The organism is Pseudoxanthobacter sp. M-2 (genome assembly GCF_046156265.1).
Taxonomy (GTDB): domain Bacteria; phylum Pseudomonadota; class Alphaproteobacteria; order Rhizobiales; family Segnochrobactraceae; genus CAMDHY01.
On sequence record NZ_JAWDIR010000016.1, the window covers coordinates 1 to 14,507 of the forward strand.

Below are 14,507 nucleotides of genomic sequence, written 5' to 3' on the forward strand. Positions count from 1 at the left end.
CAGGCGCTGGACCGATGTCCAAGCTCATGTGCGCGTTGCGGATGGCGGTGTCGCAGAGTTCGAAACCAATCCTGCAAACGCCGACCACGAGATGGCGTATCAGATCGGCGAGGCGGCATCCGCGATGATCTGGCGTGGGCTGGCGATCCTCGCCACGGCTGCGGACGTTACGGAACGGCATGTACCGCGCGTGCGGCGCACGCCCTCGATGCCTGGCAGCCTGCACGGCTGGGTCTGGCGCCAGGTCACTATCGATCCGGCGCGTCTGCAGGCGGCAAGCGCCGAGCAGGGCGGCACCCATGCCAGCCCCCGCTGGCACATCCGCCGTGGTCATTGGCGGAAGATGGGAGATGGCCGTCGTGTCTTCGTGCGTCAGTGCGAAGTGGGCGATCCGGCCCGCGGCGGAATCGTCAAGGATTATGCCGTGGAGGCGAAAGCCGCATGAGCGCGTTCACCCCCTCCCCGACGCAAGCAACGGCCATCCGCGCCATTAAAGAGTGGTTCGAGACGCGGACTCACGAGCAGCAAGTGTTCCGGCTGTTCGGATACGCTGGCTCGGGCAAGTCCACCGTCCTGAAGTTCGCCCTCGACGAGCTTGGCCTCTCGCCCCACCGCGGCGCGAAGGACGGCGGCTGTGTGCCTGGGGTCGTCACAGCCACCTTCACCGGCAAGGCCGCACTGGTGCTGAGCCGGAAGGGGACGCCCGCGCGCACCATCCACAGCCTGATCTACTCGGTGATCGCCGCGACCGAGGAGGAGATCGAGGCCGCCGGCAAGCGCGTCCGCGAGGCTGAGGACGCTGCGCGAACTCTCAACGGGTTCGATCGCACCGCCGCGGAGGCCGCTATCGAGGCGATGCGGCAGGCTCTCTCGGCGATGAAGCACCCGCGCTTTGCACTGAACCCCGAAAGCGACGCCGCCGAGGCTCGCCTGATCGTCCTCGACGAGGTCTCCATGGTCGGCGAGGAGATGGCCCGCGACCTGATGAGTTTTGGCAAGCCGATCCTCGTCCTCGGCGACCCCGGCCAGCTGCCGCCAATCAAGGGCGAAGGCGCGTTCACCCGCGACGCTCCCGACATCATGCTGACGGAGATTCATCGCCAGGCCGCCGAGAGCGCCATCATCCGTCTCGCCACCCTCGCCCGCACCGGCGAGCCCATCGGCTTCGGCAGCTATGACGCCCACGTCGCAAAGCTCCGCAAGGGCGACATCACGCCGGAGCAGGCGCTGCGCGGCGGCCAGCTGATCTGCGGGATGAATGCGACGCGGCTGCAGCTCAATAACGCCATGCGCGCTGCCGCAGGCTTCAGCAGCTCGTGGCTGCCGACTGGCCCAGATGAGAAAATCATCTGCCTGAAGAACGAGAACGCCCTCGGCCTCGTCAACGGCATGTTCCTCTGTCTCGAGGACGTCGTCGACGAGGGCAGTCTGTTCTTCTCGGCCGTCGTCCACGATGAAGAAGGTCGCCGGGTCGGGCTGCTCGACAGGGAGGGCCGACCCGGGCGGCTGCGTCTTTACAAGGGGCACTTCGAAGACCACGTCGCGCACGATGCCCACCGCCACGACCGCGACTGGAAGGAGAAGCGCCACCTGACCGAAGCGACCTTCGGCTGGGCGATCACGGCACACAAGGCTCAGGGGTCACAGTGGCCGAACGTCATCGTCTGGGACGACGGGCTCGGCCGCAGCGATCTCGACCGTCGCCGCTGGCTCTACACCGCCATCACCCGCGCCGAGACCGGCCTCGTCCTCCTGGCCTGACGGGGCACTCGTGATCGATCTCAACGATGTCGCCGCACAGAAGAGCCGGCACGATCTGGCGGCGGTGAAGGAGCGGCTGTGCGCCACCGCCGCCGACTGGCTGCCGAGCCTGTTCCCTGAGGCGGTGCTTGCCCGCGATCGCCGCAGCCTGCGCTGCGCTGATCTATCCGGCCGGGCCCCCCGCAAGGAGGGTTCGTGCACGCTCCATCTCGAAGGGCCCTATGCCGGCTGGGGCTTCGACTACGCCACGGGCGAGCGCGCAAGCCCGATAGATCTGATCGCGCAGGCGACGGGGCTTTGCGATGGAATTCTCTATGACGAGGCGGCACGCCTCGCGCGGATGAGCCCCTCGCCACCGCGCCCTGCGTCCCCTTCACGGCCCGACCACGCGGCGGAGATCGCTCGCCTGATCGAGGGCGCCGTGCCGATCGCCGGGACGGTGGGCGAAGCCTACCTGCGCGCCCGCGGTCTGCAGGATCCGGGCTCGCCGGATCTGCTCTTCCACCCCGACCTGCCGGACTTCGATGGGCGCCGCGGCTGGCCCGGCCTCGTCGCGATTCCCCGCCTGCCGGACGGCGAGCGGGCGCTCGGGATCCATCGGACGTTCCTCCTCGACGACGGCAGCGCCAAGGCGCCGCCCGGCAAGAAGATGTTGGGCAGCGTGAAGGACGCTGCCGTTCGGCTGTTCCCGATGTCGGCGACGGGCCACATCGGTGTTGCGGAAGGGATCGAAACGGCGCTCGCCGCCCATGCGCTGTTCGGCACAGCGGTCTGGGCGGCTCTGTCCGCGGACGGGCTGGCCCGCTTCCAATGGCCGGACGGGACGCGCCGCGTCACCATCTACGCCGATGCCGGCGACGCCGGGCGCCAAGCGGCTGCCGGCCTCTCAGACCGGCTGAACCTCGCCGACATCCCGAACAACATCGTCCTTCCGCTGCACGGCGACGATTTCAACGACGACCTTCTGCGCGGGGCGCGAGCGGAGGACTATGAAGCGCCTTTGGCGCCCGCAGCCGCTGCAGAACCATCTGCGCTCATGGAGCCGGACGGCTTCACGCCCTTCGCACCCGCCGACGATGCCGACACTCTGCTCGCCGCCGCCGAGGCTCTGGCCAGCCCGCCGGAACTCGAGGCGCTCTCGAATCTGCTCGGCCGCCTGGCTCTCACGCAGCTCGACCCGCTCCCCGAGCGCCAGATCCTCGCCCGCATCAAATCGGTGACCGGCATCGCCGTCGCCATCCTGGAGAAGCAGCTCGGAAAGCTGCGCCAGCGTGTCGACGCTTCCGGCGACCCGAACGTGCGGATCACGCCGCCTGCCTGGTTCGGCCGGCTGCGGCAGGACCTCGCCGGCGCGCCTGAGCGTAACGAGGCGAATGTCATCATCGCCCTGTCGTCGGATCCGGCCTTCGCCGGCGTCCTCGCCTTCGACGAGTTCGCGCAGGAGGTGATCGCCCGTCGCCCGTTGCCGTGGGACGACGCTCACGCGGCGTTCCCACGCCCCTGGGAGGATGCCGACGATGTGCGCGCCGCCGAGTGGCTGCAGCTCCGCGGCGTCAATGTCGCTCCGCTCGTCGTCGGCCGCTCGGTCGGTGCCGTCGCACGCGAGATCCGCATCCATCCCGTTCGCGACTGGCTCGACACGCTGACGTGGGATGGTACTCCGCGCATCGAGACGTGGACCAGCACCTATCTCGGCGCTGCGCCAACGCCCTTCCACCACACCATCGGCGCGCTCTGGCTGATCTCCGCCGTCGCCCGCATCTACCGACCCGGCGTCAAGGCCGACCACATGCTGATCCTCGAGGGTCAGCAGGGTGCGCGGAAGTCGACAGCTCTGAAGGTGCTCGCAGGCGAAGACTGGTTCACCGACGAACTGCCGGAGCTTGGCTCGAAGGATGCCGCAATCCACATGCAGGGCATCTGGATCGTCGAGATCGCCGAGCTCGATGCGATCGGCAGGGCCGAGGTCTCGCGGATCAAGGCGTTTCTGACTCGCACTACCGACCGCTTCCGTCCGCCTTACGGCCGCTACACCGTCGAGGTGCCGCGGCAGTGCATCTTCGCCGGCACCGTCAACCCCGACACCTACCTCCGCGACGAAACCGGCAACCGCCGCTTCTGGCCGCTGCGCTGCGGGACCATCGACATCCCTGCACTCGCCCGCGATCGCGAGCAGCTCTGGGCCGAAGCAGTGCAGCGCTTCCGTGAGGGCGCGATCTGGTGGATCGACGATGCCGAGTTGCTCGCGGCCGCCAGCACCGAGCAGGAGGCTCGGTATCAGGGCGACGCCTGGGACGCGCGCATCGACCGCTGGCTCACCCACGACACCCGCAGCGTCAACCGGGGGCACGCCGGCTATCCGGATTGGCAGGACGAGGAATTCGAGCGCTCGGGGCCGCTCCTCGACGTCTCCGTGGGCGAGATCCTCGAGGGTGCGCTGAGGATCGAACCTGCGAACTGGACGAAGGGCGACCAAATGCGGGTCGGCGCATGGCTCCGGTCGCGAAGCTGGGAGAGGTACCAATGCCGGGTCGGCTCGGCGCGCGAGTGGCGATACCGGAAAACGCTCACAACATATTGATCGAATGGGGCTATGCGCAATTGTTGGAGGTCGGTGCGGGGCGGCCCCTGTCAGACTCGGCCACCGCCAGCTGACTCCGAGACGTGTTGAACAGCAGAAGTTGCATGCTATCGTTGGAAGATACGCCCCCGTTCTCCCCCAACAAAGAGTTGGTGCACGGAGTTTCCCACGATTGAGGCCGTAAGAATGAACGACTCAGGACTACAGGAAGCGCGCTGCATTCGATTTCGCGCATGGAACGGCCGAAGGATGCGGGCACAGGCCCGCGGCGAAGGACACTTCCTGGTTTCTCTTGGCATGGAGATGCGGTGGCGGCGGCTACCGTTCATAAAATTCCGAGATGATGCTGACGAATTCTGGACCGCTATCATCCACGATGGCCGCTTTCTTCTAAGGCCGGCCAAGGGCGAACCCATAATCTCCCGTTCCCACAGCCTCCGCTACAAGGGGTGGTCCGAGCCGCCAGTCTTTGATCGGTGGATATCCCGGTGGTGGCCGGAAACCGGCCTGTTTGAGCACACACAAATCCTACCCGCCGACGACCCCAAGACCTCCGCTGCTCATGATGCCGGAAGCTCTCGAGCAAGATCGGAGGCGCGGGCTCCCCACTCAACGCCTTAGGTTGTGTGGACAAACGGGATTCCCAAATCGGCTGATGTCTGATTCAACGCTGCTCTTTGAGGAGGGCAGCGGTGCTTCGCGGATTGATGAGCGACGCGGAATGGGCGTTCTTCGCGCCATTCCTGATCGAGAAGCGTACGCAGGGCGGGCGTCGGCCGCGGGATCATCGCCGGGTTCTGGATGGCATTCTCTACGTGACGCGCACCGGTGTGCCGTGGCGTGATCTACCGCCCGAATTCGGCAACTGGAACTCCGTCCACCGGCAATATCGACGCTGGACGGAGGCCGGGGTCTGGGACGTGATGCTGGCCGCGCTCTCCGACAGCGAAGCCTCCGACAACACGCTACAAATGATCGATTCCACCATTGTCCGGGTGCATCAGCACGGCGCCGGCGGAAGGGGGGGATTCAGAGAAACGGTATTGGCCGTTCGCGCGGTGGGCTTACGACCAAGGTTCATACCCGAGCGAATGCGGAAGGACTGGCGGTCGGCTTCCACGTGACGCCCGGCCAGGCATCGGACATGACGGCCTACGACGATCTCATGGCGGAGGACGCGCCGCCGCCCGAGGCAATGCTCGGCGACAAGGGCTACGATAGCGACGCCATCCGATCCGATCTCGAACGGCGGGGCATCGATCCGGTAATCCCGACGAAGTCAAACCGGAAGGTCCAGCGGATCATCGACAAGACCGCCTACGCGATGCGCAACCGCATCGAGCGCTTCTTCAACAAAATCAAGCACTCACGCCGCGTCGCAACCCGCGACGACAAACTCGCATCAAGCTTCCTCGGCTTCGTGCAACTCGCCACGATCCGGTGCTGGATCAGGTTTGTCCACACGACCTAGCTGTTTGTTGAAGACCGGGCCCGCCGTCGACGTACCCCCTCAAGCTGTCACCACCTTGTCCCGGTCACCACCTTGGAATCAGGCGGTGACGCAAAAACGCCTGAGAAAACAATGGTGTCACCACCGTCACCACTGTCGTCACCTACTCCCTTCCCTCCATCTATAGGCACTACATTTCCTCGAATTAACGCTTCTCCGTATGCGTTGGAAAGAGAGGGGTGGTGACAGTGGTGACGGTGGTGACACCATTTGTTTTTGCAGCGGAATTTTTTGTCACCACCTTCTGGAGAGGTGGTGACAGGTGGTGACAAGGGTCGCCATGCGCCGCGTCGGTGCATTTCCCTTGAACCACCCTGCCCGGCGTGATTCTCTTGCCGTGACCAAAGCCGAAGGCCCACGCCACTGTGAGCCTTCACGATGTTCCAACAGGCCCCGCTGCACGCCACCCGCGCCGAACCGGCAGCGGTTCCGACACCCTGCCTCCTCGCCCTCGACCTCGCCACCACCACCGGCTGGGCACTCCGCGGTGCGGACGGCCTGATCACCAGCGGCACCGCATCGTTCCGCCCCGGCCGCTTCGACGGCGGCGGCATGCGCTACCTGCGCTTTGCCAACTGGCTGACCGAGCTCGACCGCCTGTCCGGGCCGCTCGCTGCCATCTGGTTCGAGGAGGTGCGCCGCCACGCCGGCACCGACGCCAGCCACATCTACGGCGGGCTGATGGCGACGCTGACCGCGTGGGCCGAGCAGCGCGACATCCCCTACGAGGGCGTTCCCGTCGGAACCATCAAGCGCCACGCCACCGGCAAGGGCAATGCCCCGAAGGAGGCCATGATCGCAGCGGCCAAAGCTCGCGGCTTCAGCCCCGCCGACGACAACGAAGCCGATGCCGTGGCCCTGCTGCTCTGGGCCATCGAGACCAAGGGGGGCATCCGATGAGGTGGGCGCCCCGCGGCTTCGGCGGCCACCGCCGCAATCCCGAACAGGTCAAGCAGGAAGGCTGGCTCGAGCAGAAGGTCCTGGTCGTGAGCGAGGCCGATCCCCGGCTCACCTGGCCCGAGCGGGAGCTCGTCCGGCAGCTCGGCGACAAACTCTACGGCATGCGCAAGGAGGCCCGTCATGGACGCATGGACCCGTGATCAGGTGGAGGAGCGCTTGGAGGAAGCCGCCGACGTCTTGAAGCGGCTGCCCGAGGTGAGAGTGCAGGGCTACTTCAGCACCTGGCCCCGCATCGCCTACGAGTTCTCCGACCTCGTCGGCCAGGAAGCGCCGCGGCTCCGGCGCGGCCCGCCGGCTCCGGATGCCATCACGCGGATGGAGGCGACCCTGCCCTGGCTGCAGTGGCTGGAGCCGGAGGACGCCAAGCTCGTGTGGGCCCGCGCCGAGCGCACGCCGTGGAAGCCGATCTGCTGGCGCTTCGGGATCTCACGCGCCACGGCACACCGACGCTGGGAGTACGCGCTCAGCGTGATCGTATGGCGGCTGAGCGGTCGCCGCCCGCCAGCGAAGCGCTCGCAGCGGTTCGTGGTCGAGCACGCAGAGCGTCAAGCACAATCGCGCTGGGCATGAATTTTTCGGTGAGACACTGCAGGTCGAGACCGATCCGGCTGATTTGGGGTATCCCTTGGGCAGGCTGGCGAGAGGCGCGGGCGGGGCACCCCCCTCCCCCTCTGGTTCCTCCGCCGAGGCGCACTGAGTGCGGGTGTCCGCCGCCCGGAACCTCGCCACCGTCACCATGTAATTTTGAGTTACCAGTTACCGCCTCCGGTTACCGGCTGGCGCTCCCAACCTCCCGCAATCCTTGACGCTCTCGTGTGCTGCCGGCATCTCGCCGGTGGTACCCGCGCGCGTCGGTTACCGGACGAACCATGCCCGCCACGTCGCCCCGCCTGCCCGATGCAATCGAGCACTGGCCGGTCGATCGGCTGCGGCCCTACGGGCGCAATCCGCGCGCTCACGACGACGACCAGATCGCACAGATCGCCGCCAGCATCATCGAGTTCGGCTGGACGAACCCGGTGCTCGTCTCCGCCGACGGCGACGTCATCGCCGGGCACGGCCGCCTCGAAGCGGCGCGACGCCTCTCCCTCGACACCGTGCCAGTCGTCATCCTCGATCACCTGACGCTGGCCCAGCGCCGCGCCTACGTCATCGCCGACAACCAGCTCGCCCTCAACGCCGGCTGGGACGAGGCGCGGCTGTCGGCCGAGCTGCAGGACCTCCTAGCCGACGACTTCGACCTGTCGCTCGTCGGCTTCTCCGACGGCGAGATCGAAAGCTTCTGGCGTTTGTGCCAGAGGGCGACGCAGACGAGGGTGATGGCGAGGGCGGCGGCGTTCCGGCGGTGGTCGTTCCCGAGCCGCCCCGCAATCCGGTGGCGCGCACGGGCGACCTATGGATCCTCGGTGAGCATCGGCTGCTCTGCGGGGACTCGACGAAGCATGAGGATGTCCGCCGCCTGATGAACGGCGAGCGGGCGGTGCTGTTTGCGACCGACCCGCCCTACCTCGTCGACTACGACGGTTCGAACCATCCGACGCGCAACAAAGACTGGTCGCAGAGCTACGGCGTCACCTGGGACGACAGCAGCCAGGGAGCAGAACTCTACGACGGCTTCATCGCCGCCGCGGTGGCGGAGGCCATCACCGAGGACGCCGCCTGGTACTGCTGGCATGCGTCCCGTCGCCAGGCGATGTTGGAGGCCTGTTGGGAGAAGGCCGGGGCCTTCGTCCACCAGCAGATCATCTGGGTAAAGGACCGCGGCGTCCTGACCCGGTCGCATTATCTGTGGAAGCACGAGCCCTGCTTCATGGGCTGGCTCCGCCCGAACCGTCCGCCGAAGGTCGCCGACCAAACGCTGCCCTCCACGTGGGAGATGCCAAGCTTCACCAAGGACGAGCGGCCGGACCATCCAACCCCAAAGCCGCTCGATGCCTTCGGGATTCCGATGCGCCAGCATGTTGCTCGTGGCGGGCTCTGCTACGAACCGTTCTCGGGCTCCGGCTCGCAGATCATGGCGGGCGAGGCCAACGGCCGGCGCGTGTTCGCGATGGAGATCAGCCCGGCTTATGTCGACGTCGCTGTGGAGCGGTGGCAGACGGAGACCGGGAAGGAGGCGATCCTCGACGGTGACGGCCGCAGCTTTGCGACGGTGAAGGCTGAGCGTCTCGACGAAGCCGCCGAGGACCAAGCAGCGGCATGATGCAGTCCCGCGTCATGTCGTTCGTCGAGGCGATCGCCAACGTCGTCGTCGGCTACGGCGTCGCGGTGACCACGCAGGTTGTCGTCTTTCCGTGGTTCGGGCTTCACGCCTCACTCGGCGACGCGTTTATTCTCGGCTTGATCTTCACTGCCATCTCGATCGCACGCTCTTACTGCCTGCGGCGCTTGTTCGAACGGATCCGCGTTCGACGCACGACACAGCAACGCCGCCGGGGAGGCGCCCCGGCGGCATGATGCTGCAACGTGGTCAGCCGATGCGATAGACCCGCCCGCGCCCGTCGACCTTCTCGGAGGTGACGTCGAGCCCGAGCTTCTTCTTCAGCGCGCCGGCAATCGCCCCGCGTACCGTGTGGGGCTGCCAGCCGGTGGCGGCGACAATCTCCTCGATGGTCGCACCGGTGTCGGCGCGAAGCATCTGGATCAGCATCGCCTGCTTCGTGCCGGTGCGCGCGGTGCGCGCCTTGGGCGCGGGGACTGCCTCTGCCCCGGTGTCAGCCGCGGTATCCGCGCTCGGCGCTTCGTCGGCGCCTTTGGGCGCACCGTCGGCCGCTTCGGGATCGATGCCGATGGCAGCGAGCCCCGCCTCGGTCACAACCAGCGTCATGCCACGGCCGTCGCCGTTCTCGTGCCAGAGCGGGTCGCCCTTGTCGGCATAGACCTCCTCGAGGAGGCCCTTGGCGATCATCGCACCGACCACCTTGGTGGCGGCGCCTCCGCGCAGATTGCTCGGAAGAGGGAGCGCAAGGTGACCGGGCCGCTGGGCGGCGGCGGTCAGAATCACGAGCTGGGTGTCGGAGAGCTTGGTCATCGGGTCGGCTCCAAGAGCGGGGCCGCGCCGATCGCGACCCTCCTACGACCCCGAGCCCGCCTTGCGGCGGGCTGGCGCCGGCAACGGTGCCCTCACTCGGCGAATTCACCCTCGTGGAAGGCGCTGTCGGTGATGCGCTTCAGGAGTTTGACGTAGTCTTCGAGCATTCCGACGTCTCCCCAAGTGACCTTGTCGGGATGAACGTTGAAGTGCTCGTCGCTGAGCGCCTTGATCCGCGCCAGTGCGGCGTCGATGTCCGCCTTGCGCTGAATGAAGGCGTCAAGCGGCTTGGCGTTGCTCTTGGGGCGGCGCATCGTCATCTCCGTTCCTGATGACGACATACATGCTCTGCCTCGCCCACAAGCCAAGCGGATGAGTGCATCATCGCGTTATATTTTTTTGGTTCCGGAGTAGATGCTTGGGCGTGTCGATCCGGGCCTATGCGCGCAGCTGGGGCGTCTCCCACGTCGCGGTCCTGAAGGCCGCGAAGGCCGGCCGGATTCCGCTCGAACCCGACGGCAGCATCGACCCGGCGAAGGCGGATGCCGCCTGGGACCGATCAACGGATCCGAGCAAGGCCAAGGGGACCGCCAAACCCGCGCCGAAGTCCACAAAGCCCCCGCCAGAGGCGATGAAGCCGGTGGCGGAAGCGGCGGTCGGCTCTGTCCGGGAGACCCTGAAGGAACAGGGCCTGCCCGCCAGCGGCAGTGTCACCTTCGTCCAGGCGCGGACCGCCCACGAGATCGCAAAGGCACATCTCGCGCGCCTTCGCCTGCAGCGCATGAAGGGAGAGCTCGTCGATCGGTCACGGGCGATCGCCACCGTATTCGCGCTCGCCCGGCGCGAGCGCGACGGCTGGGTGCAGTGGCCGGCCCGCGCCGCCGCCCTGATCGCCGCCGAACTGCACGTCGACCCGCATCGCTGCGAGCAGGTTCTCGAGTCTCATGTTCGACGCCATCTCGAAGAGCTCTCCGAGATCGGCGTCGACCTCAGATGATGGCCGCAGGGATTGTCGCCCGGTCCGGCGCTGACCGTCACGACGTTTGGCGGCGAAAAGGAAAAATCAGCGCCTCGACCAGCGATTCTCGGGTTGGGCGGACCTGAGGCCGGCACAGTGGCATGGCGCGTCGAGATCGAACTCGGCTAGCGCCACGATGGCAACCCGCGTTGCCAGGTCGACCAGATCGTCGCGCACATCGCCCCGAACGACATTCACATCGGCAGGCGCAAAGTAGCCTTGGAAGGGCGCCGTCACGTAGCCCACGTTCACGAAGCAGGCACCGATCTCTCGCGAAAGAGTCGCCTCAGGTGCCAGCGAATGGTTGATGATGTCGGCCCCAAGGGTGCGATATGCCAGGACCTCGGCTGGACTACTCAGTCTTGGCCCCCATGCATGGGCCGCGACGAGCTGGCTTTCGATCCCGAAGACGCGTCGCCCTTCAGGCCACTGCGCTCCGGCCACCCGCGCCACCGTTGCCGCACAACTCGGGCAGACCAGTTGCTTGCCCGAGGCGTCGAACCTTTGTCGGCCCGGCAGCAGCGAATAGGGCGTCTGCGTCAATTCCAGGACGTCGGCAACGATCACGAAATCGCCCGCTTGGATCGCCCGGTTCAGGCTGCCTTGGGTTGCACAGCACAGGACCTTCCGTACACCGGCCTCCCGCAGCACCCAGAAGGCGCGGCGCTGGCCGGAATGGTCGATCTCGTCGACCCGGTTGCCGTGGCTCCAGACCACCAATGCGTTCCGGGTCTTGCCGTCGAAGGTGAGACTGCCGTCTAGCTCGATCAGCTTCCACTCTTGCGACAGCCCGTAGGGTGTCTCGAAGGTCAAGTCTCGGGCGATGACGCGCACGCCAGGCAGATCGACGTCTTCGGGCACCGCGATCCCCCAGCTTGTCGAGCCGGTGACCATCGCGACATCCACCATTGGAATGGCGTCCATCTGAACTCACCTCTCTCAAGCCGCCACCGAGCGGACGACGATCGTACGGGCGCCATCCAACTCGGCCAGACCGGTCCCTACTCCGGCAGGTCGGGCAGATCGCTGTCGCGGGCGGCGATCTTGAACGTCTGGCCCAGCGAATCGAGGCCGCAGGTGACCACCGCCGCAGCGAATATACGCTGGCCGGCCCGCGCCGCCCAACACATGACCGACCTCGTGGACCGCACCGTCCATTTCCGGGGGGCCTAGCCCTGATGGGCCGAGCGCGTGCCGGAGAGGAACCATGTTGGACCGACGCCATGCAGATAGGCCTCGCGGCCGCGATCGCAGCTGATAAGGTCTAAAATTGCCAGTGCGCGGCAAGTGCCGAGTGGAGTACCTGCATGCTAGGCATGACGATTTTGCGGAGGCCCGTCATCAAGTACGGCCTCATCGCAGCAGGCATGGCGGCAGCAGTCTGGCTTGTCGTCACCATCGCCTCAAATCGGCCGATTGCAGTCACTGTTGCCGCAGAAGCGCAGAATGTGACCATCAGGGTGTTCGGCCTTGGCACGGTCGAAGCGCGCGTTCTCTCGAAGATCGGGTTCGAGGTCGGTGCGACCCTCGTCGATGTCAACGCCGACCATGGCGACCAGGTGGTGAAGGGTCAGGTTCTCGCTCGGCTAGCGACCAGCGAACAGGAAGCAAGGGTTGCCAAGGCGCGCGCCGCTCTCGCGATTGCCGAGGTCAGTATCCAGCGCGCAGCCGCAAACGTCGAGAAAGCGCAGGCGGTCTTCGCGCAGAAGCGCGACGCCAACCGTCGTAAGCAGTCACTCGCGAGCCGCGATGTCGTCTCGCAGCAGACGGCAGAGGAGGCGCTGCGCGACGAGGCTGTCGCCAACGCCGAAGTCGCCGTGGCGATGAGCGAAGCGGAGAGTTCCAAGGCGCAACTTCTAGACGCGCAGGCCCAACTCCGACTCGAAGAGACGATGCTAAGCCACCGCACAATACTCGCTCCGTATGACGGTCTCGTCATCGAGCGCCACAAGGAACTTGGAACAGTCGTCAAGGCCGGCGATCCAATTTTCACTCTGATCGCCGATGATAGTCACTGGGGCCTCGCCTACGTCGACGAGGCGCGCGCAGGTTTCATTCAGGAAGGCCAGAAGGTGGAAGCCCGCTTGCGCTCACGCCCGCTGGAGAGTTTCTCCGGGCAAGTCGTCCGCATCGGGCTCGAGAGCGATCGTGTCAGTGAGGAACGGCGTGTCTACATCCGGGGCGACAAGCCGCCGTCGCGGTTGCATCTTGGCGAGCAGGCCGAATTCTGGATCACGGTCGCCGTCCTCGACAAGGCACTGCTGGTACCGGAAGCGGCCGTTCACGGGTACGACGGACGGCAGGGTACGGTCTGGACCGTCGAGGATGGACGGCTCAGACAACGCCTTGTGACGTTCCGTCACCGCACCGAGGACTCCCGGCTCGAGATCGCTTCGGGTCTTCCGCCCGCCGCTCAAGTCGTCACGGCCGTCGGAGCCGGCTTCAAGGACGGCCGTGCGGTGCGCGTCAGCGTGGCGCAACCCGCGCCCGATCAGGCGGCGGCAACTGCTAGATGAACCTCGCCTATCGAGATATCCGACATAACCTGTTCCGGTTCCTCTTGACCTGCGTCGGGCTCGGACTGCTGCTCGGCGTCGTGCTGTCGATGATCGGAATCTACAGGGGGATCGTCGTCGATGCTCTGACCATCGCACGCTCGCCGGCCGTCGACGTGTGGGTGGTGGAGGCCAATACGCGCGGTCCCTTCGCCGAAGCCTCTCGAATTCCAGGTGATACACGCGAGGCCATCGCGCGAATCGCCGGTGTGGCGTCTGCCGGCAGTCTCACCTACCAAACGGTCGAAGCCGAGCATGGTGGTGCCAAGCTTCGTCTCTACGTTATCGGGTATGAGCCAGGCCGCCCTGGCGGACCACCTGAAATCGTGGAAGGCCGGCACATCGGCCGCAGTCACTTTGAAATCGTCGCCGACAGAACGACCGGCCTCGCCCTCGGTGCGACGCTGAAGCTCGGCCGGAACACGTTCGCCGTCGTGGGGATCACTCGGCATCAAGTCGCATCCGGTGGCGACCCGGCGGTGTTCATGACTCTGCTCGATGCGCAGAAACTCCAGTTCGACCTCGCTCCCGCGGCCGCACGTGTGCAGGTCGCCCGTGGTGCGGACGCGGAGAGCGGCGACACCGTCAACGCCGTTGTTGCGCAGCTGCAGGCGGATGCGTCTGCGAATGCGGTAGCAGATGCGATCCACCGCTGGAAACATCTGTCGTCCATCACCCAGGAGGCGCAGGAACTGATCCTGACTCGCTCGCTCGTTGACCGTGCACGCCGCCAGATCGGCCTGTTCACGACGCTTCTGCTCATCGTCTCGGCCGTCATCATCGCGCTCATCATCTACACGATGACGATGGAGAAGCTCAAGCAGATTGCTACGCTGAAGCTGATTGGCGCGCCGGACCGCACCATCATCGTCATGATTGTTCAGCAGGCGCTCGCGCTCGGGTTCATCGGCTTCGGGATCGGTGCAGTCCTCATCGTCAGCATCAAGGACTATTTTCCGCGCCGTGTCATCCTTGAACCCGACAACGTCATGGTGCTCGGCCTCATCGTCTTCGCGGTATGTCTCGTATCAAGTGGACTAGGCGTGCGCGCGGCTTTGAAGGTCGATCCCGCGACGGCGCTCGGTGGCTGA

General features: G+C 66.1%; 16 protein-coding genes and 1 pseudogene. 13 read left to right on the forward strand and 4 right to left on the reverse strand.

Translation table 11 applies throughout. The features are described 5' to 3' along the window. The 10 genes and pseudogenes from RUR49_RS11295 to RUR49_RS11340 all read left to right on the forward strand — a co-directional run. Nucleotides 1-445: hypothetical protein (locus RUR49_RS11295; RefSeq protein ID WP_409146486.1), on the forward strand; the 445-nt coding region annotated here is incomplete at its 5' end. Beyond that, entirely contained in the window at nucleotides 442-1,761 is a 1,320-nt protein-coding gene (locus RUR49_RS11300) for an ATP-dependent RecD-like DNA helicase (RefSeq protein ID WP_409146487.1), read from the forward strand. The genes RUR49_RS11295 and RUR49_RS11300, both read left to right, overlap by 4 nt. 10 nt (nucleotides 1,762-1,771) lie before the next feature. Further along, nucleotides 1,772-4,342, forward strand: coding sequence for a VapE domain-containing protein (locus RUR49_RS11305; RefSeq protein ID WP_409146488.1), 2,571 nt, complete (start codon nucleotides 1,772-1,774; stop codon nucleotides 4,340-4,342). A 707-nt stretch (nucleotides 4,343-5,049) separates the two neighbouring features. Beyond that, a pseudogene (locus tag RUR49_RS11310) lies at nucleotides 5,050-5,813 on the forward strand (IS5 family transposase). 417 nt (nucleotides 5,814-6,230) lie between these two features. Continuing rightward, nucleotides 6,231-6,752 carry a hypothetical protein gene (locus RUR49_RS11315; protein ID WP_409146489.1) on the forward strand — a complete coding sequence of 174 codons (522 nt, stop codon included), beginning with the start codon at nucleotides 6,231-6,233 and terminating at the stop codon, nucleotides 6,750-6,752. Continuing rightward, complete coding sequence (locus tag RUR49_RS11320) at nucleotides 6,749-6,952, forward strand: hypothetical protein (RefSeq protein ID WP_409146490.1); 204 nt, start codon at nucleotides 6,749-6,751, stop codon at nucleotides 6,950-6,952. Before RUR49_RS11315 ends, RUR49_RS11320 begins: the two co-directional genes overlap by 4 nt. Beyond that, nucleotides 6,933-7,382, forward strand: a complete 450-nt coding sequence (locus tag RUR49_RS11325; protein ID WP_409146491.1) for a DUF6362 family protein — start codon at nucleotides 6,933-6,935, stop codon at nucleotides 7,380-7,382. The genes RUR49_RS11320 and RUR49_RS11325 overlap by 20 nt, the downstream gene beginning before the upstream one ends. Before the next feature lie 299 nt (nucleotides 7,383-7,681). After that, nucleotides 7,682-8,275, forward strand: coding sequence for a ParB/Srx family N-terminal domain-containing protein (locus RUR49_RS11330; RefSeq protein ID WP_409146492.1), 594 nt, complete (start codon nucleotides 7,682-7,684; stop codon nucleotides 8,273-8,275). Next, the gene (locus RUR49_RS11335; RefSeq protein WP_409146493.1) at nucleotides 8,275-9,015 is read left to right on the forward strand and encodes a DNA-methyltransferase; all 741 of its coding nucleotides are present in this window, start codon (nucleotides 8,275-8,277) and stop codon (nucleotides 9,013-9,015) included. The genes RUR49_RS11330 and RUR49_RS11335 overlap by 1 nt, the downstream gene beginning before the upstream one ends. After that, complete coding sequence (locus RUR49_RS11340) at nucleotides 9,012-9,269, forward strand: hypothetical protein (RefSeq protein ID WP_409146494.1); 258 nt, start codon at nucleotides 9,012-9,014, stop codon at nucleotides 9,267-9,269. The genes RUR49_RS11335 and RUR49_RS11340 overlap by 4 nt, the downstream gene beginning before the upstream one ends. A 13-nt stretch (nucleotides 9,270-9,282) precedes the next feature. Here RUR49_RS11340 and RUR49_RS11345 read toward each other — a convergent pair whose 3' ends face one another. After that, on the reverse strand, nucleotides 9,283-9,843 hold the full coding sequence (locus RUR49_RS11345; protein WP_409146495.1) for a DUF3489 domain-containing protein: 561 nt from the start codon (nucleotides 9,841-9,843) through the stop codon (nucleotides 9,283-9,285). Between the two features lie 92 nt (nucleotides 9,844-9,935). Continuing rightward, complete coding sequence (locus tag RUR49_RS11350; protein ID WP_409146496.1) at nucleotides 9,936-10,157, reverse strand: hypothetical protein; 222 nt, start codon at nucleotides 10,155-10,157, stop codon at nucleotides 9,936-9,938. Between the two features lie 110 nt (nucleotides 10,158-10,267). On the opposite strand from RUR49_RS11350, the gene RUR49_RS11355 reads away from it, so the two are divergent. Further along, on the forward strand, nucleotides 10,268-10,840 hold the full coding sequence (locus RUR49_RS11355) for an elements of external origin (protein ID WP_409146512.1): 573 nt from the start codon (nucleotides 10,268-10,270) through the stop codon (nucleotides 10,838-10,840). Between the two features lie 66 nt (nucleotides 10,841-10,906). Here the strand turns inward: RUR49_RS11355 and RUR49_RS11360 are convergent, their stop codons facing one another. Further along, entirely contained in the window at nucleotides 10,907-11,785 is an 879-nt protein-coding gene (locus RUR49_RS11360) for a 5'-methylthioadenosine phosphorylase (protein WP_409146497.1), read from the reverse strand. Nucleotides 11,786-11,862: 77 nt separating this feature from the next. Next, a complete protein-coding gene (locus RUR49_RS11365) occupies nucleotides 11,863-11,991 on the reverse strand; it encodes a hypothetical protein (RefSeq protein WP_409146498.1) in 129 nt (42 codons plus the stop codon). A gap of 177 nt (nucleotides 11,992-12,168) precedes the next feature. Here RUR49_RS11365 and RUR49_RS11370 point away from each other — a divergent pair, with 177 nt between their 5' ends. After that, complete coding sequence (locus RUR49_RS11370; RefSeq protein ID WP_409146499.1) at nucleotides 12,169-13,377, forward strand: efflux RND transporter periplasmic adaptor subunit; 1,209 nt, start codon at nucleotides 12,169-12,171, stop codon at nucleotides 13,375-13,377. After that, a complete protein-coding gene (locus RUR49_RS11375) occupies nucleotides 13,374-14,507 on the forward strand; it encodes an ABC transporter permease (RefSeq protein WP_409146500.1) in 1,134 nt (377 codons plus the stop codon). The genes RUR49_RS11370 and RUR49_RS11375 overlap by 4 nt, the downstream gene beginning before the upstream one ends.